The following is a 19,368-nucleotide window of genomic DNA, read 5'->3' as shown; positions in this document are numbered from 1 at the left end:
TGAATCCAGGCACACCGACGGCGCCACGACATCTGGGGCTTGTCCGTTCGGTAGAGCCCCAGCCGTTGAGGCGCGCGCCCAGAAAAGGAGCGCCGCTTGCCTGACGGGATGTTAACGGTAGGAGGCCAGGGCTTCCCCGCCCTGGTGCTGAATGCGGACTTCCGTCCGCTGTCCTACTTTCCGCTATCACTGTGGTCCTGGCAGGACGCGGTTAAGGCGGTGTACCTCGACCGCGTGTCCGTGCTGTCGGAATACGACACCGAAGTCCACTCGCCGAACCACACCATCCGCCTGCCCAGCGTCATCGCGTTGAAGGAGTACATTCCTTCCGCGCGGCGCCCGGCCTTCACCCGCTTCAACGTGTTCCTGCGGGACCGCTTCTCCTGTGTCTATTGCAACGAGGAAGGCCCGACGCACGAGCTGACCTTCGACCACGTCATCCCCCGCTCCCGCGGCGGGCGCACCAGCTGGGACAACGTCGTCACCGCCTGCGGGCCGTGCAACCTGCGGAAGGCGAACAAGCTGCCGCGTGAGATCAAGATGTTCCCGCGCGAGATCGCCCGGCAGCCGACCAGCTGGGAATTGCAGGAGAACGGGCGCGCCTTCCCGCCCAACTATCTGCACAAGAGCTGGCGCGACTACCTGTACTGGGACAGCGAACTGGAAGCCTGAGGCGGGCGAGGCTCCCCGGCTACGCCCTGCGGCAGAAGTCAGACGGTTTAGCGCCTACTGCCTCACGCGAAGAAGATGGGATCCGGGGAATTCCTTCCCCGGCCGTGTCTTCGCCTCAACGCCGGTACCGATAGGGCCTGGAGGTCCACCGCCCGAAGACGTGGCGACGACGCGCTAGAGCCGGAACACCGGCCCGCTGGCATCGCGCGGTGCCACCACCGGCCCATCGGCGCGCAGGGCGAACAGGGCCTGCAAGGCGGTGCTGGAGAAGAACTGGAAGGCCTGGTCGGTCCGGTCCCGCGGGTGCAGGCCGCTGACATGCACCTTCACCAACGTGCCGTTCAGGCCGGTGGCGCAGACTGTCTCCCGCCGCACCATCTGCTGCTGCAACGGCACCAGCACTGTGGTGCAGCGCAGTGCGGGGGCGGTTTCGCCGGCCGGGGTCAGCGCATAATCGGGCACGCGGGCCACCGGCACATTGCCCAGCAGGGCCACCATCGCCAGCGTGCTGGCGGTGATCTCCATCTGCACCTCCGGCGACTCCGCGCCATCCGGCCAGGGGCCATCGGCACCCTGGCGCAGGAACACCGCCACCGTGGTCTGGGTCTGCGGGTGGCGGTAACGCACGCCCAGCGAGGGCGGCAGGGTGGCGACCTGGGTGATGTCGACCCGCTGGAACTCCGCCAGCTGTTCCGGCAGCCGCGCCGCCAGGGGCGCGACGGCGTTGATCGGGTCCTGACGCTGCGCGCAGCCTACCAGCAGCAGCAGGCCGAGGACCGGCAGGGGGCAGCCCAAAAGACGATACGGAATGGACATGACGTCCATCCTGGCAGGCTTGGCGCCCGCCGTCAGCCTTTGCGACGCGATGCCGCCCAGAAGGCGAAGCCGCCCAGCCCCAGCGCGTAGATCAGGTTCATGCCGGCCATCGTCACCGGCAGGCCGGGGATCAGGTAGGTCGGCTCGTCGCACGGCTTGGCGGGGCGCGGTGCCAGGCTGGCCATCATCTGGTCGATCGTCTGGCCGGGGCTGGCATTCGGCGCCATGCAGCCCGGCAGGGGCGATGGCCACCACTTCGCCTCCACGCCCAGATGCACCACGGCGAAGGCGCCGGAGACGAGCACCGCCAGCCCGGCCAGTGCCAGCATCAGCCGGCGCGGCAACACCAGCGCCAGCACGGCAAGCCCCGCCGCCACCCAATAGGGCCAGCGTTGCCACAGGCAGAGCAGACAGGGATTCAGCCCGCCCCAGCGTTCCGTCGCCATGGCGAAGAGCGGAGCGGCGGCGGCCAGCAGGGCGATGAGGATGGGCATGACCCGCTTTCTCGCCCCACGCCGTGGCCGGGGCAAGATGCGTTGCGGTTAAACCCCGTCCAGGGTCTGGTCCATGGAGCGGAAGGGCTCCGCGCAGCCCGCCTGCCCCACCACCCGCGCCGGCACGCCGGCCACGGTAAAGCCCGAGGGCACCGATTTCAGCACGACGGACCCGGCGGCGATGCGGGCGCAGGCGCCGACCTCGATATTGCCCAGCACCTTGGCGCCGGCGCCGATCAGCACGCCGCGGCGGATCTTGGGGTGGCGGTCGTCATGCTCCTTGCCGGTGCCTCCGAGGGTGATGCCCTGCAGCAGGGAGACATCGTCCTCGATCACCGCCGTCTCCCCCACCACCAGCCCGGTGGCGTGGTCGAGGAAGATGCCACGGCCAATGCGGACCGCTGGGTGGATATCGGTCTGGAACACCACGGAGCAGCGCGATTGCAGCCAGAAGGCGAAGTCCCGCCGCCCCTCGTTCCACAGGGAATGGGCCAGGCGGTGCGTCGCCAGGGCGTGGAAGCCCTTGTAGTACAGCAGCGGCTCCAGCGCCCGCTGGGTGGCCGGGTCCCGGTCCAGCACCGCCATGATGTCGGCGCGGATGGCCAGGCCGTGCCCGGCCTCGGCCAGCACACGTTCCATGCTGCGGCGGAGCAGCGTGGCGGGCAAGTCGGAATGGTCCAGCCGGTCGGCGACGCGGCTGGCCAGGGCGCTTTCCAGTGTCTCGTGCTGCAGCAGGGTGGCGTGCAGGAAGCCGGCCAGCTCCGGCTCGCGCCGTGCCGCGTCCTCAGCCTCGCGACGGATACGGCTCCAGACCGGGTCCAGCGCCGCCATGCCGGAGGCATGGATCTCGGTCTCGGGTTCGTGCGGCGCGTGCTTGGTCATGGCGGCAGCCTTTTGGGGGCGGACCGGACAACCCCGCGTCGCGAGCGGACGATGCGGGCAGCCAGGGCCGGATGGACGCGAAGTCCCTTGCCCGCCCTATAGCATGTCCTGGCCCGGGCCATACAATGGCCGCTTGGTCATGGCTCCACCCCTCAGGAAGCCAGGGCCGTCGTCGGCGGGACGGCGGGCCTCGGCGGTGCAGGCAATCCGCCCTTCAGGGACAGGGCAGGCTTTTCCACCAGGAACCAGGAGAGGAAGGCGAATACGAGGGTCAGTGGCAGCGCCAGCAAGGTCAGCATACCGGGTGTGATCGTCTGGTGGCTGAGTTGCACGAAGGCCTGCTGGATCGGGAAGCTGTAGAGGTAGATGCCGTAAGATGCATCGAAGCCATCCAGCCGGCTGAGGCGCTTCAGGCGGTAGGCCAGACTGATGACGAACCAGGGCCAGACCGGCAGGTAGATGGGCATGAAGTTCCGCCAATCCTCCTGCCCACGATAGAACGCGAGCAGCACCAGCGCGCCGGTGATCACGGTAACCGGCCAGGACACGGCCCAGGAGCGCCCGATCAGGCTAATGAAGGCCCCGCCGGCGAACAGCAGCAGGAAGCGGTTGAGGTGATACACCTCCATGCCGCCGGAATAGCCGAAGAGGATCAGCCCCCGCGGGAATACCTCATAGACATGCAACATATAGGTGGCGGCCAGCAGCACGGCCAGGCCGCGGCGGTTGAGCGCCCCTGACCATGCGAAGAGCAACAGCACAAGATAGCAGGTGGCCTCCATTGCCAGGGTCCAGAGGGAGCCATTGACGACAGGCGTCAGGTTCCCGGTAAAGACGCCGGGCAGGAAGGGCTGCCACACATAGATCGTGGCATTCCACAGATAGGCCAAGGTCTGCTCGTCGTGCCAATAGCGGTTGGAGTTGGTGAGCAGCGGCCCGGCCACAAAAACGGTGATGACGCAGAGCACCGCCAGCGCCGGCATGATCCGCAACAGGCGGTTCCTCAGGAAGCTGCCGTAGGTAGGCTGGCGCTTGAGGGAAGCGCAGATCAGAAAGCCGCTGATGGCGAAGAACATGTCCACGCCCAAGGTGCTGGCAGGGAGCAGCGCGGTCAGCTTCATCACCGGGTCCTGTGCCTCGGCAGCCAGGCTGTAGCTGTGCGTGATCAGCACTAGGATCGCAGCGAAGAGCCGCAGAGCCGTAAACCCGTTTTCTCGACCCATAGCCTGCCTGTTGGTTCGATGACGCATCAATTACGCCCAAGTCTTCGCATGGGACGATATTGACGGCAAGCAGTGGTCCACACCGCAATACTGCTTTTTCTTAACAGTTCGCCAGAATCTGCGCGTTTATTGCCGGCGTGTCGGTGCCGTGAGCCTGATTCATCGCAGACGCCTTCGGCGTTGGAAAGGCGGGTCGCATGGCTTGCGAACTGAGCGCGGGCAGCGTAAATCGGCACCGCGCGTTGCCGGGCTCAGCCGGGTACCGTGCGCTCCAGCACTTGCCCGTGTGGTGGAATGGTAGACACGAACGACTCAAAATCGTTTGCTTAACGGCATGCCAGTTCGAGTCTGGCCACGGGTACCACCTTTTCTCCAGTGAAGACGCGGCCGCCAGGCGGCACAGAGCCAACCGTCGCTTCCCGCCGCCCGCTTCTGGAACATCCCCCTTGCTGAAGATCTACCTGCCGTTGCTGGCCGCCATCGCGCTGGAGGTGATGGCGACCTCCGCCTTGCAGGCGTCGCAGCAATTCACCCGGCTGGGGCCGACGGTGTTGATGGCGGTGGGCTATGCGGGAGCGTTTTATTTCCTCTCTCTCGCGCTCCGGGGCATCCCGGTCGGCGTGGCCTATGCCATCTGGAGCGGGCTGGGGATCGTGCTGATCTCGATCATCGGCTGGGTGGTGTTCGGGCAGAAACTGGACCTGCCGGCGGTGGTCGGCCTCAGCTTCATCCTGGTTGGCGTGCTGATCGTGAACCTGTTCTCGAAGACCGCCAGCCACTGACGGCTGCGGCAGCCGGAGACAGCGTCTCCACGGCCGCGGTCCTTCCAGGCTCTGGATGCTTCAGCCCGACGCTTCGGCAGACATCGCTCACCCAAGGCCCTGGCCTCCGCCTCCGCCATTGCAGTGCGTGGCCCCGCCCAACTCGCAGAAAAAATGGGGGTCCGGTGGAATTCCTTCCCCCGGCCTTTCCCCTGTCCAGGTGAGCGGCGCCTAGCCTCCCAAGCGCTTGAGCCCAGATCAGGGCACGGTAGCCGCCTGTCCAGGACTCGTGTTGGCAGGCTCGAGTCCCTGCCCCGCCTACTTCTTGCCCATGTGGATCGGCGGCTGCAGGTCGTCCGGCAGCGGGCAGACATAGGGGTTCTCGGCCGTGCGGGCAGCGAGGTCGGCCTGCGCCGCCTCGATCAGTTTCGGGTCGGTCAGCGCATCGACGGCGACGCCGGCCATGATCTTGGCCACATGCACCATGCCCTTGTGCGCGAGCGGCGACTTGCCCTGCGCCGTCAGCTGCCAGGAATGGCCCGGCGTGCCGATGGCGTAGGTGGCGCCGCGCGCCTGTACCGTCGGCACGACCCAGGAGACGTCGCCCACGTCGGTGGAGCCGACCATGGCCGCGCCCTTGGCTTCCAGCGGGATGATCTCGTCGGCCAGCGGCACGCCCTTCCGCACCGGTACGCCCATGCGCTTGAAGGCGCTGGCGATGTCCTCGTCGCTCAGGGTCTTCTGGATCTCGGCGGCGAAGGCGCGGTCGGCATCGTCGAAGGGCGGCGGACCGAGCCGGTCCAGGTTGTTCTGCATCGCCCGCTCCAGCGGCGTGTTGCCGAGCAGGTTGGAGACGGCGGAGACGGTCTTGGTGGTGACGGTGGTCTCCGTCATCAACGCGGCGCCATCGGCGATCTTGCGGACGCGCTCGACCAGCGAGCGCAGGCCGGGCAGGTCGTTGGAGCGGACCAGGTAGCGGATGGTGGCCTTACCCTGCACGACGTTCGGCGCGATGCCGCCAGCATCGAGATAGGCGTAGTGGATGCGCGCGTCGCTCGGCATGTGCTCGCGCATGTAGTTGACGCCGACATTCATCAGCTCGATCGCATCCAGCGCGGAGCGGCCCAGATGCGGCGCGGCGGCGGCGTGGGAGGAACGGCCGACGAAGGTGAAATCGATACGGGTATTGGCCAGCGAGTTGGCCTCGTTCACCGCCGCGAACGGCGCCGGGTGCCAGGAAATGGCGATATCCACGTCCTTGAAGGCACCGGAGCGCACCATGAACGCCTTGGCGGCGCCGCCTTCCTCGGCCGGGCAGCCGTAGTAGCGGACGCGGCCCTTGATGCCGTTCTGCGCGAGGTAGTCCTTCACCGCCGCGGCGGCCAGCATGGCGCCGGAGCCGAGCAGGTTGTGGCCGCAGCCATGGCCGTGGCCATCGCCGGGGATTGGCCGGTGCTCGGCCACGCCGGCTTCCTGGGACAGGCCGGGCAGCGCGTCGTACTCGCCGAGGATGGCGATGACCGGACCGTCCTCGCCCGCCTCGCCCATGATGGCGGTGGGGATGCCGGCGACGTTCTCGGTGATGCGGAAGCCCTGGGCGTCCAGCACCTTCTTATGCTCGGCGACCGACTGGTGCTCATTATAGGCCAGTTCAGGCATGCCCCAGACGGTGTCGCTCAGCTCGATGAAAGGCTGCTGGCGTTCATCGACCAGGCGCCAGATTTCTTCGGTGTTCCGCATGGGACGTTCCTCTTGGACAAGAAGGGCAGGCAGGGGTGCCGCAGCAAAGTGCGTCCGTCGGCCGGGCTTGTCGAGGCGGGGGCAGCCCAATTTACCATGCCTTAAGGATTGTCCCGTATTTTGGAAACACGGATCACGCAGCGAGAGCGGGCCGGGATATCGTGAAGGAATACGAGCATGATCGCGAGCGCCAGTACCCCCGGCGGGCTGATGTCAGCCTGCCTCTCCGCCATCCAGGGCTACCATGCCAGTGCGCGGCAGGCGGAACAGGCGGTCGCCGCCGTCGCCCAGCCGCAGCGCGCGGCGCCGTCCGGCATGACGCACCTGCCCGCCATCGCGGCGCCCGCAACGCCCGTGCAGGATGGCGCCGTATCCCGCATCGTGGTGCAGGCGGTGCAGCAGGCCTATGGCGCGACTGTCGCGGCCGCAAATAACGCAGCGCAACGGGTGGCCGCCTGAAATACAAGAAGGCCGGGACAGCGATGTCCCGGCCTTCTGGTTCCTGATGGCGTGGCCGGGACACATCCCCGGCGCCGTCGTCGTCAGCCGGCGGTGAGCGCCTGTCCACTTAGCGCTTCCAGCCGGGCGACGCCGCCGGCATCGGCCAGCACGGCCGCCAGTTCGGCACGGCCGAGATGGTGCAGCGCTTCATCCAGGCTCTGCGCCTCCTCCACCTTCGCCAGGCCAACCAGCAGCGTGGCGTCGAACGGGTCCTGGCGCGGCCGGCGCGGTGGGGGCAGCATGTTGCGATGCGCCTCCAGCAGCGTCGGCTGCTCAAACAGCGCGGCAGGAGTGGGCAGCGGCGGCGCAGAGTCCCGCTCCCGCCGGAAGGCGACGGCGTCGGTCAGCACACGCGGCGTCGCGGATTCCTCCGGCACCAGCAGCAGGCCCATGCGGCGCAGCCCCAGCCCGAGGCTGGAGCGTGCGGTCAGCGACGCCAGCGGGATTGCCAGCGCCAGGCCCAGCACAACCGGCGACATCCACAGCGCCAAGTAGGGCGAAACCAGCCAGGCGATACCGCCGAACACCAGGCCGAACATCGTATGCCGCCAGTACAGCCGAACGATCTGGCCGAAGGGCATGCTGCCATCGTCGCGCCGCTGCGCCGACCAGCCGGAATCGCGCCCCATCAGGATGGAGACGACATCGTAGGACTGCGTCAGCATCGTCACCGGCGCCAGCAGGCCAGCGATGAGGGTTTCCAGCAGCATGGAGACCAGGGTGCGGAAGGCACCGCCGCAGCCGCGCCGGTCACTGGGATGGAACAGCAGCGCGATCCAGGCCAGCAGCTTCGGCGCCAGCAACAGGGACATGGTGCCGATGAACAGCCACATGGCGCGCACCGGGTCGACCGTCGGCCATTCCGGGAACAGGCTGGGCCCGGCCGGGAAATATTCCGGCCGGATGAAGCGCGCCTGCAGGGAGAGCAGCACGCCCGCCAGCAAGAACAACAGCCAGATCGGCGCGGTGATGTAGCTGCCGATACCGGTCAGCAGATGCAGCCGGCTGACGAAATGAAGCCCGCGCGTCGGCAGCACCGCCATGTGCTGCAGGTTGCCCTGGCACCAGCGGCGGTCCCGCACCGCGAGGTCCATCAGCGAGGGCGGGCTTTCCTCGTAGCTGCCGCGCAGCCAGGGCACCATGTGGATGGCCCAGCCGGCGCGGCGCATCAGCGCGGCCTCGACGAAGTCGTGGCTCATGATGTGGCCGCCCCAGGGCTTGCGGCCCTTCAGGTCCGGCAGGCCGCCGGCGCTCGCGAAGGCCTCCGTGCGGATGATGGCGTTGTGGCCCCAGTAATTGCCTTCCGCGCCATGCCACCAGGCGATGCCCTCGGCGATCAGTGGCCCGTACACCCGCCCAGCGAATTGCTGCATGCGGGCGAACAGCGTGTTGCCGCCGGTGATGATCGGCAGGGTCTGGATCAGCCCGACATCCTCGTGCCGCTCCATCGCATCGGCTAGGCGAAGGATGGTGTCGGCTTCCATGACGCTGTCGGCATCCAGGATCAGCATCTGCGGATAGGCGGCGCCCCAGCGGCGCACCCATTCGGCGATGTTGCCGGCCTTGCGCTCCAGGTTCTTCGGGCGGCGGCGGTAGAAGATCCGCTGCTCGTCGCCCGTGCGGCGGCGCAAATCCAGGAAGGCCGCTTCCTCCGCCACCCAGGCGGCGGGGTCGGTGCTGTCGCTGAGGATGAAGATATGGAAGCGGTCCGACGCCCCGGCGGCGACCAGCGAGGCATGGATGGCCTGCAGCCCGGACATCACCCGGGACGGGTCCTCGTTATAGGTCGGCATCAGCAGGGCGGTGACGCCCTGTGGGATCGGCGGCGGCCCGTCGGGCTGGATGCCCAGGCGGCGGTCCGGCCCCAGCAGCAGGCGCACGAAGCCGCAGAGCGCGCTGACGAAGGACAGCGCGATCCAGGCGAACAGCACCACGAACAGCACCAGCACGATGGCTTCCAGCGCCGTGGGCTTGCCGCTGTTCAACACCAGCGACATCTCGCGCGCCGCGAACAGCGTCAGCAGGATGGCGCCACCGATGACGATGAATCGCCGCAGCCAACTGGCCATGGGGCGGGAGGGCATGCCGCCGGCGCGCCGCTGCGGGCGGGCCCGCAGCGACTGCACCGGCATCTCCATCGGCGCTTCCGGCGGCAGGGCCCGCCAGGCAGGCTGGCCGCTTACGCCGTCCATCGATACAGCCAGGTCTCGGCCAGGGCGGCGGGCCCGCCCTTCAGCTCGGCCCGCAGCTCGATCGAGCGTGCGTCACCGGGTGCCAGCTCGAAGGCGATGCGCCAGCCATTGGTCTCCGGGTTGCGATAGGCCACGGGGTTGCGGATCTCGCCCTGGCTGGATGTCACCAGCAATCGCGGGGTGGCATCGGCCGGCAGGTCGCGCAGCGCGCCGCCTTCGGCATCCAGTACCACGTAGCGCGTGCCCTGCTGCGGCCCGGCGCCGGAGCGCGCGGAGGTAATGCGGCCAATGGCGGGGTCCACCGGCGCCTCGCTGCACCAGTGCATGCGGAACGTGTAGCGATACTCGCCTTTGGCCTTCAGCGGGTCTTTCGGCCGCCAGAACGCCACGGTGTTGTCGTGGATCTCGCTGTTGGTCGGGATCTCGATCAGGTGCACCGCGCCCTCGCCCCAATCGCCGATGGGCTCGATCCACAGGCTAGGGCGCTTCTCGTAGCGGGCTTCCAGATCCTCGTAGCTATGGAAGTCCCGCCGGCGCTGCATCAGGCCGAAGCCGCGCGGATTGACGTCCCCGAACACCGAAATCTGCAGGTCACGCGGGTTGTTCAGCGAACGCCAGATCCGCTCCCCCCGCCCTGTCAGCATCAGCAGGCCGTCGCTGTCGTGCACCGCCGGGCGCCAATCGTCGCGCCCGGTGGAGTTCAGCGGGGAGAACCAGAACATGCTGGTCAGCGGCGCCACGCCCACAGTGGTGATATCGGTGCGCGGGAACACAGTGGATTCCACGTCGAACACCGTGGTCACGCCGGGGCGGATGGCGAAGCGGAAGGCGGCGGCGCAGGAAGGGCTATCCAGCAGCGCGTGCACGGTGATGGCGTTGACGCCCTCCCGCGGCTTTTCCACCCAGAAGCTGCGGAACAGCGGGAATTCCTCGCCCTTCGCATCCGCCGTGTTCAGCGCCAGGCCGCGTGCGGACAAGCCGTAGATCTGCCCCTTGCCGAGCGCGCGGAAATAGCTGGCGCCGAGGAAGGCACAGATCTCGTCATAGTAGTCCAGCCGGTTGATCGGGCCGTGCAGGCGGAAGCCGGCGAAGCCCAGATCCTCGTTCGGCGCGCGCGGCACGTCCTGAAAATTGAACAGGTCGGGGCTGTAGGGGATGGGGCGGGCGATCCCCTCCGACACCTCGAACATCTCCACCCGCGGCTTGTAGAGGAAGCCACGGTGGAACATCTGCATTTGGAAGGGCAGGCCTTCCGGCCGCCAGCGGGCCTGGTCCGGGCGGAAGCGGATGTTACGGTACTGGTCGTAGCTCAGGTCGCTCAGGGGGCCGGGCAGGCTTTCGCCGGGCGCCTTGTAGGGGGCGTTGGCCAGGGCGCGCGCCGCCTCCCGCACCGTACCGGCGTCGAAGGGCATCTCCCCCGGGGCAGCCGCGTGGGCCTCGGACAGATGCGCTGTCTCCTCCGCCAGGAAGATGGTGGAAAGCGACAAAGTTGCCAGCAATGCGTTGCGGCGATTCACGTCGATGGGACCCCTCTCTCAGGCTGCCAGCCAACTCGCGGCGCAGGGCGAAGTTGCGGCAAAAGCCCGCCGTTAATACGGCAGGCCACTAAAGCAATGCTCAAGCTGGGCGAAAGTTTCCATCATCGCCCAGCATGGAGAGAACGCCGGTGCGGATATCGAAGCTGCCGCCGTGCAGCGAGAGGCGGCCCTCCGCTACCCGCTCCGCCACCCACGGGAAAGTCACGAGATTCCGGAGCGAGAGCTTCACCGTCTCCTCCTCGCACGCCGTCTGCGCATCTCCCCGGTCGCAGGCCAGCGCGCGGGCACGGGCGGTGTTGGCGATCTGCATCCACGGCGCGACGAAATCCTTCGCCGTGCTGGGAAATCCGTTCAACAAAGCGTGTACGCCGCCACACATGGCGTGGCCGAGGATGATGACGCGCGGAATCTCCAGCACCCGGACCGCGAATTCCAGCGCGGCGGAGGTGCCGTGGTACTGCCCGTCCGGCTCGTAGGGCGGTACCAGGTTGGCGACGTTGCGGATGATGAACAGCTCGCCGGGGGCGGCGCCGAAGACCATGGCAGGGTCCACCCGGCTGTCGGAGCAGGAGATGACCAGCGCGCGCGGCTTCTGGCCGTTCTGCGCCAGTTCCTCGAACAGCTTGCGCCGCTCGGGCCAGACATCCTCGCGGAATTGGTGGTAGCCAGCCACGAGGGCTTCGAAGCCGGAATCCTGCTGTGCCATGACCATCTGTTCCTGCGAAATGCGAAACTGTCGCCGGAGCCGCGCCGATGCGGCGGATGCCAGGGGGCATTCCGCCCAGGGTCGGACGCGGTCTCTGGAGACCAGCGCGATCTAGAACACGCCACCGGCCAGGAAAAGGGCGGTGCCCGGCGCGGTGCCATGCGCCAGCAGCAATGGCTGGGGTGAAGCCACCCCCGCGCCGTTCATACAGTGGTGGCGTTCAACCGTGGCCCGGCCGTGGCCAATGCCGCGCTTGGCGGTTCCGCTTCAATCCTGGCTTAGCGCCCCGAAGCCCTGCGGGATGCCCAACGCCGCCGCTAAGGGCTGGCCCAGCAGCGCCTTCAGCCCCTCCGCCTCCCGCCGCAGCGCCTCGACCGGTTCGCGCCGCGCCGGGTCAGCGATCATGCCTTCCAGCGGCAGGGGCAGGGCATTGGCTGCGGCCACGGCGGCCTCGAACCCCGCCGTCAGCTGGGCGGCCAGGTCCTTCTGCCCGGCCTTCTCCAGCGCCGTGGCGAAGCCGGGGGCATAGGCCTGCCGCGCCGCCGCCATGTTGACGGCGAGGTTCTGGCCGGAGAGGCCGCTGCGCCACGATTCCAGCAGGCGCGGTTGCCCGGCCTCCAGCGCCCGCGCCAGCTTGCGGCCGGCGACGCCTTCCACCGCCCAGAACAGTGCGCGTGCCAGTTCCACCGTGGCGTCCTTCGGCTCGGCATAGGGGGCTCGGGGCTCGATCATCACGGCGGCATAGGGGTTCTCGCCGCTGGTCCAGCCTTCCATCGTGTCCCGGGCAATGGCGGCCAGGGTACCGCCGATGGCGCCCAGCAGCGCCGCGCGATAGGCGGCCTCCGCATCGGCGGCGGCCAGCCGCGCGGCGGCTTCCTCCCCGAACAGCAGGCGCTCCGCCGCCGGCAGGCCCAGCGTGGTCACGTTGGTCAGCGCATTCGGCCGCACGTCCAGCAAGGTGGCGTCCCGCCGCGCGATGGCTTCGGCCAGGTCGCGCCCGATCGTATCCTCCGGGTCCGGCCAGAACTGCACGCGCTGGTGGCGGCTGAACAGGTCGGCCGGGCCGAAGCGCAGGTGCTGCACGCCCTGCCAGGCCAGCATGGATTCGGTGAAGCCCTTGCGCGCGCCGGCCAGCGCCGCCGGCTCGGCCGGGGATTTCGCCAGGGCGGCCAGGGCGCCGGCGAAGCTGGTGGTCGCGGTGGCGAAGGCGCGGTAGCCGGGCAGGATCGATCCCTCCACCACCGCCTTGTTCAGCGCGCGGAAGGCGGCGTCATCCGGCGCGGCGCGGGCAGGCGCCGCCAGCAGCAGGGCAGGCGCGGCGAGCAGCAGGTGGCGGCGGTGCATCGAAGGGGCAACTCCAGGAAGGCGGGCAGCACCTTCCGGCGGGCGGTGGGCGGGATCTGGCGGTGCGGTCTCGGCGGCGGACAGCCTGTCCTATCATGCGACAAGATGCCAGCGCAGGCCGAACATCCCGTGAAGAGCCCGCCGCCCGCCGCGCCGATTCCCACATCACCACGCCCTGCCGCTTCAGAGCGCGACCTTGGCCGCCGGACGCATGATGGCCGATGCGGCCTGTCGTTGCGCGCCGGCACCGGATATCCCCTGCCCTGCGCTGGATAGATGCCCAGTGTTGCCCTGCGGTGACACCCGCCGCGAGATGCAGCGGAGCCGTTGCCGTAGGTTCAATTGCAACTCATAATGAGAAACATTCTCATCCATGAGGCTTCCCATGACCGTTCGTAAGGGCTTGGCGCGGGGCGTATCCCCCGCCGCCATGATGGCTGGCATCGCCATGACGCTGCCAGGCGGCGCATCCGCCCAGGGTGTCCCGGCCTCCGACGGCACCGTCACCACCCTCCCCACGGTGGACGTGCAGGCGCAGGCGCCGGCCAACACGCTGCGCCGCGCCGCCCCCGTCAACCGCATGCCCGGCAGCGTGCAGGACACGCCCCAGACCATCAACGTCATCCCGCGCGAGGTTCTGGAGCAGCAGAACGTCACGACGCTTGAAGAGGCGCTGCGCAATGTCCCCGGCATCACCGTCTCGATCGGCGAGGGCAATGGCGGCGTCAACGGCGACCAGATCCGCATCCGCGGCTTCAGCGCCCAGAACGACATCTACGTGGATGGCCTGCGCGACTTCGGCGCCTACCAGCGCGATGCCTTCACCTATGAAGATGTCTCGGTCATCAAGGGCCCGTCCGGCTTCGCCTTCGGCACCGGCTCGGTCGGCGGCGCCGTGGCCATCGGCAGCCGCACGCCGCATCTGGGTAACAGCTATGGCGGCAACGTCACCGGCGGCATGGGTCCCTTCGCGCGCGGCACGCTGGACCTGAACCAGCAGATCGGCGAGAGCACCGCGATCCGCCTGAACATCATGGGCCAGTCCAGCCGCACGGTGGACCGCGACACGCCCAACGGCACCCGCTGGGGCGTGGCGCCCTCCATCGCCTTCGGCCTGGGCACCAACACCACCTTCTCGGTCGAGTACGTCCACTACGAATACGACGTGCCGAGCGATGCCGGCATCCCGGTCATCACCCCGCAGGGCCAGACCATCGGGCGCCCGGCCACCGAGTACGGCCTGCCGCGCAGCACCTGGTACGGCTCGATGAACGACCGGGACCAGGTGCAGGTGGACCGCGTCACCGCCCGCCTGAACCACGAGGCCAATGACTGGCTGACCATCAGCAACGACACCCGCGCCACCTGGGTGGACCGGGACTTCGCCTACGCCATCCCGGGCTGCGATGCCGCCTGCGCCACCAGCTTCGTCCGCGGCGGCAACCCGGCCGTGACGCCCAGCGGCGCCGGCAACCCGTATTCGCAGCAGAGCTGGGCGATCCAGAACGTCACCACCGCCACCGCGCGCTTCACCACCGGCCCGCTGCGGCATGAGCTGACCGGCGGCATCGATATCTGGCACGAGGATACCGACCGCACCGGCTATGGCTACACCACCACCCGCGTGACCAGCATGCGCCCGACGGACCAGGACCTGCAGCGCGCGCTGACCGGCGCCAGCAACAAGCGCCATGGTGAGACGACCGCCTATGGCGCCTTCCTGGCCGACCGCGTGTGGCTGCTGCCGGAACTCTCCATCCTCGGCGGCGTGCGCGTCACCCGCTACGAGGTCGAGTACACCGCCGGCACGCCGGGCCAGCCGCTGACCAGCAACCTGAGCGGCGAGACCACCTCGGTCGACCCGCGCGCCGCGCTGATCTGGCAGCCGACGCCGCAGCAGACCTACTACGCCAGCTACTCCACTTCCTCGACCCCGCCGGGCTCGCTGTTCTTCACCCAGCCCTCCACCGTGGGCGGCTTCCGCGATAACTACGATCCGGAACGCAACACGATCTATGAGCTGGGCGGCAAGGTCAGCCTGCTGCCGCAGGACCGCCTGGGCGTGTACGGCGCGATCTTCCGCATCGAGAAGGAAAACGCACAGGATGTCGACCCGCTGACCGGCATTGCCACCCTATCCTCCGACGAGCAGCGGAACCAGGGCGCGGAGATCGGCATCACCGGCCGCATCACCCCGGCCTGGACCATCAACGCCAACTACACCTATATGGATAGCGAGACCCGCAGCTCCGGCACCGCCGCCAATGTGGGCAAGCGGGTGCAGTATGTGCCCGAGCACGCCGCAGCGCTGTGGACCTCCTACGAGATCAACCGCAACGAGCCCTGGAACCTGACGCTGGGCGGCGGCTTCACCTGGCGCGACAAGGTGTACCTGAACGCGGCCAACACCGCGCAGGCGCCGCAGAACTTCTCCATCGACCTGATGGCGTCCCACCGCATCAACGACAGCCTGCGCGTGCAGGTCAATGGCTACAACATGACCGACGAGCGTAACTACAACGCACTTTTCGGCACCCGCGTGCTGCCCTCCCCGGGCCGTACCGTGCTGGTCTCGGTCAACGCCGAGTTCTAAGACTGGTGCCGCCATGCCCCGGCATGGCGGCACCTGCCGCTACCACGGGGCCGCGAGGCCCCGTTGCCGTTTTCATCTCGCCAGGGCAGTCCGCGCATGCTGATCCGCATCCCCCAGCTTCTCACGTCGGCCGAGGTCGCGCATTGCCGCCAGGTGCTGGAGGCGGCGCAGTGGATCGACGGCCGCGCCACCGCCGGCGAGCAATCGGCCAAAGCCAAGCTGAACCTCCAGGTGCCGGAAAACTCCGCCCAGGCGCGGGAGCTGGGCGAGGTGGTGATGCGTGCCCTGGGCCGCAACCCGACCTTCACCTCCGCCGCGCTGCCGCTGCGGGTCTATCCGCCGATGTTCAACCGCTATGACACCGGCATGACCTTCCGTGCGCATGTGGATAACGCCATCCGCCACGTGCCGGGCGGCGGGCGCCTCCGCACCGACGTCTCCTCCACCCTCTTCCTCACCCCGCCGGAGGAGTACGATGGCGGGGAGCTGGTGATCGAGGACACCTACGGCACCCAGGCGGTGAAGCTGGGCGCCGGTGACCTGGTGCTCTATCCCGCCACCAGCCTGCACAGCGTAACGCCGGTGACGCGCGGCAGCCGTTGGGGTTGCTTCTTCTGGACCCAATCTATGGTGAAGGACGACGGCCAGCGCCGCCTGCTCTACGAACTGGATAACGGCATCCGCCAGACGCGGGCCGATCTGCCGGACGACCACCCCGGCGTCCTCTCCCTCACCGCTGCCTACCACAACCTGCTGCGGCAATGGGTGGAGATGTAGCGCGACGTCCCTGCGGCGTTTGGAAGAAGGCCGGGGAAGGAATTCCCCGGGCCCCTTCTTTTCTTTTTTCGAGTTTGGCGTGGGGCTGGAGGCCGGTGCGGTGTGGCAGCCGGCCAGGATCATAGCCTCCGGCGGATGATCGGCGGGCCGGCCTCTGCCCGCCGACGTGCCGCTAAACTGATAGAAAGAAGAAGGGGCCTGGGGAATTCCTTCCCCAGCCTTCCTCCCTCTCCCTGAGCCTCACCCCGCCAGGAAGCGCGCGGCGCCATCCACCAGCACCTGGCAACCCAGGGCCAGGTCCTCGTCGCTGGTATTCTCGCTCCAATGGTGGCTGATGCCGCCGATGGAGGGGACGAACAGCATCACCGCCGGCATCTGCTTCGCCAGGTACTGCGCGTCATGCCCGGCGCCGCTGGGCATGCGCTGCCACTTCCCGGGCGCATGGGCCTCCGCGGCGGCATCCAGCGCCGCCATCATCGCCGGGTCGCACAGCGCCGGCGTGGCGCGGCTGACAATCTCCAGCGTGGTGTGGCAGCGTTCGCGCCGGTTGCTCTCCCGCACCAGCATCTGCAAGGCGGCTTCCATCCGACGCAGCACGTCGGTCGAGACATCGCGGAACTGGAACAACACCTCGGCCCGGCCGGGGATGATGCTGGGCGCGCCGGGTTCCAGCGCGATGCGGCCGGTGGTCCAGACGCTGCGCTCACCACAGATGCGGGGGAACTCGCGGTCGATGGCGGCCAGCAGGCGCACGGCCGTCAGCCCGGCATCCTTGCGTTCCGCCATGGTGGTGCCGCCGGCATGGTCCTGCTGCCCCTCGACCACCAGCCGGTACTGCCAGATGGCGACGATGCCGGTGACGACGCCGAGGCGCAGCCCGGCGCTCTCCAGTTGGGTCCCCTGCTCGATATGCATCTCGAAGAACCCCTTGTAGCGGGACGGATCGATCTGCATGCGCGGCTTGCCGGCCAGGCCGGCGGCCGTCAGCGCATCGCGCAAAGGCGTGCCGTCGGTGCGGTTGCGGCTGCGGTCGATCTCCTCCTCCGGCAGTTCGCCGATGATGGACTTGCTGCCGAGGAAGCCGCCCTCGAAATGCCCTTCCTCATCGGCGAAGGCGCAGACATCCACGGGCAGCCCGGCCCGCGCCATGGCCAGCGCGCCGACCACGCCCAGCGCGCCATCCAGCCAGCCGGCTTCGTTCTGGCTCTCGATATGGCTGCCGGCCAGCACATGCGGCCCGGGGCCGGTGTGCCGCCCGAACACGTTGCCGATGCCGTCGATGCTTGGCTCCAGGCCGATCTCCCGCATCCGGTCCATCAGCCATTGGCGGGATTCCATATCCTGCGGGCTGTAGGTCGGCCGATGCACGCCGGTCTTGAAGGCGCCAATCTTGCGCAGGTCGTGAAGGTCCTGGAGGAAGCGGGCGGTATCGGCTTGCGGCATCAGGCGGCTCCGGCGGTGGGGAAGATGCGATGCTGCGCCGTCCGCCGTGGGCGGGCAAGACGGCTTCCCGCATCTGCGCCACAGTGCCAGCATGCGCGCGCATGCCAGAGCATGTTGCGCTCACCTTCGTTCACCCACCATGCTGAGTGCTGTCGTTGGGTCGCGTGATTCAGGCTTCTCGATGATTCACCGCCAGCCATCACGCTCAAGGGAGGCCGCGCCATGATCACCCATTTCCCACCGCCGCAGCCGGAGAAGATGCCGCCGCTCTCGCTCGCCGTGCGGGTGGGCGATCTGCTGTTCGTCTCCGGCATGGGACCGTTCGATGAGGAATGGCGCATCGCCAGGGACGACTTCCCGGCGCAGATGCGCACCGTGCTGGCCTGCCTGGATAAGGTACTGGCGGAAGCGGGCACGGACCGCAGCCGCATCGTCAAGACCAACGTGCTGCTGACGCGGGAGCAGGACATCGCCGAGATGAACCGCCTCTACGCAGCGTGGCTGGGCGCGCCGCCATACCCCGCCCGCACCACCGCGGTGGTGAAGGCGCTGCCGGTGCCGGATTTCCTGCTGGAGATCGAATGCGTGGCGGCGGTGGGGTAGAGCATGGTGGCTTGAGGTGGAACCACCGAAAGCCCGAATCACGCGACCAGACCAACGCATGGAGCACGGTGCGTGAACGGATGTGAACGCTTCATGCTCTAGGCGCGCGGGCCGGCCACCGGGCGTGATCGCCGCAGGTCGGGCCAACCTGCGGCCTGGATCACCGGCCCGAACGAAAGGCCGGGGTGCTACCGCGCTTCCAGCGTCAGCCCGCCATCCACCACCAGGGTCTGGCCCGTCACCATGCCGGCGCCGGCCAGCAGGAACAGGATGACCTCGGCTAGGTCCTCCGGCTGGCAACGCCGCTTCAGCAACGCCTTGGCGGCGGAGGCGGCGCGGCGTTCCTCGGTCCACTCCACCATCCAGGGGCTGTCCACCGCGCCGGGGGCCACGGCGTTGACGCGCACGCCGGGCGCCAGGGCGCGGGCCAGATTCTTGGTCAGGCTGATGACGCCCGCCTTGGTGGCGCCGTAGGCCATGGAGCTGCCGGGGCTGTCGATCCCGGCGATCGAGGCGACGTTCACCACCGCCCCGCCGCCCGCCATCAGCGCCGGCGCGGCGGCCTTGGCGCAGCGGAACACGCCCAGCAGGTTCACCTGCAGCACCGTCTCCCACAGCTCATCCGTTAGCCGGTCCAGCGCCGTGGGTGGGATGAGGCTGGAGGTCCCGGGCGTGCCCGCGTTGTTGACCAGGAAGTCCAACCCGCCCAGCGCCGCCACCGCCGCCTCCACCATCCGCGGGCCTTCGGTGGCATCGCCGACATTGCCGGGGGCGGCCAGCACGTCATGGCCCTCGGCGCGCAAATCGGCCAGCACGGCTTCGGCTCGGGCATCGCCGGGCAGGTGGTTCACCGCGACGCGGGCGCCCGCCCCGGCCAGCATCCGCACCGTGGCCAGCCCGATGCCGGAGGCACCGCCCGTCACCAGCGCGCGCTTCCCCTGCAAGTCGTAGCGGATCATTGAGCTTCCCCCCTTGGTTTTGCTCCAGCCTGCGCCGGTGGTTTTGCTCCAGCCTGCGCTGGCCCCGGCGGCCGGGCAAGACCGTGCGCAACGCTGGCCCGACAAGGCTCTGCTTGCCTTCCGC

The 19,368-nt window shown here is 68.6% G+C and carries 17 protein-coding genes and 1 tRNA gene; 7 read left to right on the top strand and 11 right to left on the bottom strand.

Annotation, left to right across the window (positions count from 1 at the left end; genetic code table 11):
- The first annotated feature begins 108 nt into the window (after window positions 1-108).
- Entirely contained in the window at window positions 109-672 is a 564-nt protein-coding gene (locus tag IBL26_RS18345) for an HNH endonuclease (RefSeq protein ID WP_187785983.1), read from the top strand.
- 174 nt (window positions 673-846) lie between these two features.
- Here the strand turns inward: IBL26_RS18345 and IBL26_RS18340 are convergent, their stop codons facing one another.
- From IBL26_RS18340 to IBL26_RS18325, 4 genes are all read right to left on the bottom strand, one after another.
- Window positions 847-1,488 carry a hypothetical protein gene (locus IBL26_RS18340; RefSeq protein ID WP_187785963.1) on the bottom strand — a complete coding sequence of 214 codons (642 nt, stop codon included), beginning with the start codon at window positions 1,486-1,488 and terminating at the stop codon, window positions 847-849.
- 32 nt (window positions 1,489-1,520) lie between these two features.
- Window positions 1,521-1,982 carry a disulfide bond formation protein B gene (locus IBL26_RS18335; protein ID WP_187785962.1) on the bottom strand — a complete coding sequence of 154 codons (462 nt, stop codon included), beginning with the start codon at window positions 1,980-1,982 and terminating at the stop codon, window positions 1,521-1,523.
- A 48-nt stretch (window positions 1,983-2,030) separates the two neighbouring features.
- On the bottom strand, window positions 2,031-2,864 hold the full coding sequence (cysE, locus tag IBL26_RS18330; RefSeq protein ID WP_187785961.1) for a serine O-acetyltransferase: 834 nt from the start codon (window positions 2,862-2,864) through the stop codon (window positions 2,031-2,033).
- Between the two features lie 152 nt (window positions 2,865-3,016).
- A complete protein-coding gene (locus tag IBL26_RS18325) occupies window positions 3,017-4,087 on the bottom strand; it encodes an acyltransferase family protein (RefSeq protein ID WP_277817336.1) in 1,071 nt (356 codons plus the stop codon).
- A gap of 280 nt (window positions 4,088-4,367) precedes the next feature.
- Here IBL26_RS18325 and IBL26_RS18320 point away from each other — a divergent pair.
- Both IBL26_RS18320 and IBL26_RS18315 read left to right on the top strand, forming a co-directional pair.
- Window positions 4,368-4,451, top strand: a tRNA-Leu gene (locus IBL26_RS18320).
- Window positions 4,452-4,536: 85 nt separating this feature from the next.
- Window positions 4,537-4,869 (top strand): DMT family transporter, encoded by a 333-nt coding sequence (locus IBL26_RS18315; RefSeq protein ID WP_187785982.1) that lies wholly within the window; start codon window positions 4,537-4,539, stop codon window positions 4,867-4,869.
- A 297-nt stretch (window positions 4,870-5,166) separates the two neighbouring features.
- On the opposite strand, the gene IBL26_RS18310 is transcribed toward IBL26_RS18315, so the two are convergent.
- Window positions 5,167-6,588, bottom strand: a complete 1,422-nt coding sequence (locus IBL26_RS18310) for a M20 family metallopeptidase (RefSeq protein WP_187785959.1) — start codon at window positions 6,586-6,588, stop codon at window positions 5,167-5,169.
- A 177-nt stretch (window positions 6,589-6,765) separates the two neighbouring features.
- Between IBL26_RS18310 and IBL26_RS18305 the strand changes: the two genes are divergently transcribed.
- On the top strand, window positions 6,766-7,047 hold the full coding sequence (locus IBL26_RS18305) for a hypothetical protein (protein ID WP_187785958.1): 282 nt from the start codon (window positions 6,766-6,768) through the stop codon (window positions 7,045-7,047).
- 83 nt (window positions 7,048-7,130) lie between these two features.
- On the opposite strand, the gene mdoH is transcribed toward IBL26_RS18305, so the two are convergent.
- The 4 genes from mdoH to IBL26_RS18285 form a co-directional block, all read right to left on the bottom strand.
- On the bottom strand, window positions 7,131-9,281 hold the full coding sequence (gene mdoH / locus IBL26_RS18300) for a glucans biosynthesis glucosyltransferase MdoH (protein ID WP_187785957.1): 2,151 nt from the start codon (window positions 9,279-9,281) through the stop codon (window positions 7,131-7,133).
- On the bottom strand, window positions 9,269-10,798 hold the full coding sequence (locus IBL26_RS18295) for a glucan biosynthesis protein (RefSeq protein ID WP_187785956.1): 1,530 nt from the start codon (window positions 10,796-10,798) through the stop codon (window positions 9,269-9,271). Before IBL26_RS18295 ends, mdoH begins: the two co-directional genes overlap by 13 nt.
- A 100-nt stretch (window positions 10,799-10,898) precedes the next feature.
- A complete protein-coding gene (locus IBL26_RS18290; protein ID WP_187785955.1) occupies window positions 10,899-11,525 on the bottom strand; it encodes a carbonic anhydrase in 627 nt (208 codons plus the stop codon).
- Between the two features lie 267 nt (window positions 11,526-11,792).
- Complete coding sequence (locus IBL26_RS18285) at window positions 11,793-12,869, bottom strand: imelysin family protein (protein ID WP_187785954.1); 1,077 nt, start codon at window positions 12,867-12,869, stop codon at window positions 11,793-11,795.
- 385 nt (window positions 12,870-13,254) lie between these two features.
- Here IBL26_RS18285 and IBL26_RS18280 point away from each other — a divergent pair, with 385 nt between their 5' ends.
- Window positions 13,255-15,462 (top strand): TonB-dependent receptor, encoded by a 2,208-nt coding sequence (locus IBL26_RS18280; protein ID WP_187785953.1) that lies wholly within the window; start codon window positions 13,255-13,257, stop codon window positions 15,460-15,462.
- Between the two features lie 96 nt (window positions 15,463-15,558).
- Window positions 15,559-16,239 carry a Fe2+-dependent dioxygenase gene (locus IBL26_RS18275; RefSeq protein ID WP_187785952.1) on the top strand — a complete coding sequence of 227 codons (681 nt, stop codon included), beginning with the start codon at window positions 15,559-15,561 and terminating at the stop codon, window positions 16,237-16,239.
- Between the two features lie 240 nt (window positions 16,240-16,479).
- On the opposite strand, the gene IBL26_RS18270 is transcribed toward IBL26_RS18275, so the two are convergent.
- Window positions 16,480-17,682 carry a Zn-dependent hydrolase gene (locus IBL26_RS18270; RefSeq protein ID WP_187785951.1) on the bottom strand — a complete coding sequence of 401 codons (1,203 nt, stop codon included), beginning with the start codon at window positions 17,680-17,682 and terminating at the stop codon, window positions 16,480-16,482.
- A gap of 222 nt (window positions 17,683-17,904) precedes the next feature.
- Here IBL26_RS18270 and IBL26_RS18265 point away from each other — a divergent pair, with 222 nt between their 5' ends.
- Window positions 17,905-18,285 (top strand): RidA family protein, encoded by a 381-nt coding sequence (locus tag IBL26_RS18265; protein ID WP_187785950.1) that lies wholly within the window; start codon window positions 17,905-17,907, stop codon window positions 18,283-18,285.
- 188 nt (window positions 18,286-18,473) lie between these two features.
- Here the strand turns inward: IBL26_RS18265 and IBL26_RS18260 are convergent, their stop codons facing one another.
- Entirely contained in the window at window positions 18,474-19,244 is a 771-nt protein-coding gene (locus IBL26_RS18260) for an SDR family NAD(P)-dependent oxidoreductase (RefSeq protein ID WP_187785949.1), read from the bottom strand.
- Window positions 19,245-19,368: the final 124 nt, after the last annotated feature.

It is taken from the genome of Teichococcus aerophilus (genome assembly GCF_014490485.1).
Classification (GTDB): Bacteria; Pseudomonadota; Alphaproteobacteria; order Acetobacterales; family Acetobacteraceae; genus Pseudoroseomonas; species Pseudoroseomonas aerophila.
The sequence above is the reverse complement of the archived record's forward strand: the minus strand, read 5'-3'. Positions and strand labels throughout refer to the sequence as shown.

Excerpts from the sequence above, each read along its gene's own strand:
- mdoH (WP_187785957.1), bottom strand. The coding sequence starts at position 9,281 with ATGGACGGCGTAAGCGGCCAGCCTGCCTGGCGGGCCCTGCCGCCGGAA.
- IBL26_RS18285 (WP_187785954.1), bottom strand. The coding sequence starts at position 12,869 with ATGCACCGCCGCCACCTGCTGCTCGCCGCGCCTGCCCTGCTGCTGGCG.
- IBL26_RS18290 (WP_187785955.1), bottom strand. The coding sequence starts at position 11,525 with ATGGCACAGCAGGATTCCGGCTTCGAAGCCCTCGTGGCTGGCTACCAC.
- IBL26_RS18270 (WP_187785951.1), bottom strand. The coding sequence starts at position 17,682 with ATGCCGCAAGCCGATACCGCCCGCTTCCTCCAGGACCTTCACGACCTG.
- IBL26_RS18305 (WP_187785958.1), top strand. The coding sequence starts at position 6,766 with ATGATCGCGAGCGCCAGTACCCCCGGCGGGCTGATGTCAGCCTGCCTC.
- IBL26_RS18340 (WP_187785963.1), bottom strand. The coding sequence starts at position 1,488 with ATGTCCATTCCGTATCGTCTTTTGGGCTGCCCCCTGCCGGTCCTCGGC.
- IBL26_RS18345 (WP_187785983.1), top strand. The coding sequence starts at position 109 with ATGTTAACGGTAGGAGGCCAGGGCTTCCCCGCCCTGGTGCTGAATGCG.
- IBL26_RS18280 (WP_187785953.1), top strand. The coding sequence starts at position 13,255 with ATGACCGTTCGTAAGGGCTTGGCGCGGGGCGTATCCCCCGCCGCCATG.
- IBL26_RS18265 (WP_187785950.1), top strand. The coding sequence starts at position 17,905 with ATGATCACCCATTTCCCACCGCCGCAGCCGGAGAAGATGCCGCCGCTC.
- IBL26_RS18325 (WP_277817336.1), bottom strand. The coding sequence starts at position 4,087 with ATGGGTCGAGAAAACGGGTTTACGGCTCTGCGGCTCTTCGCTGCGATC.
- IBL26_RS18275 (WP_187785952.1), top strand. The coding sequence starts at position 15,559 with ATGCTGATCCGCATCCCCCAGCTTCTCACGTCGGCCGAGGTCGCGCAT.
- IBL26_RS18335 (WP_187785962.1), bottom strand. The coding sequence starts at position 1,982 with ATGCCCATCCTCATCGCCCTGCTGGCCGCCGCCGCTCCGCTCTTCGCC.
- IBL26_RS18260 (WP_187785949.1), bottom strand. The coding sequence starts at position 19,244 with ATGATCCGCTACGACTTGCAGGGGAAGCGCGCGCTGGTGACGGGCGGT.
- cysE (WP_187785961.1), bottom strand. The coding sequence starts at position 2,864 with ATGACCAAGCACGCGCCGCACGAACCCGAGACCGAGATCCATGCCTCC.
- IBL26_RS18310 (WP_187785959.1), bottom strand. The coding sequence starts at position 6,588 with ATGCGGAACACCGAAGAAATCTGGCGCCTGGTCGATGAACGCCAGCAG.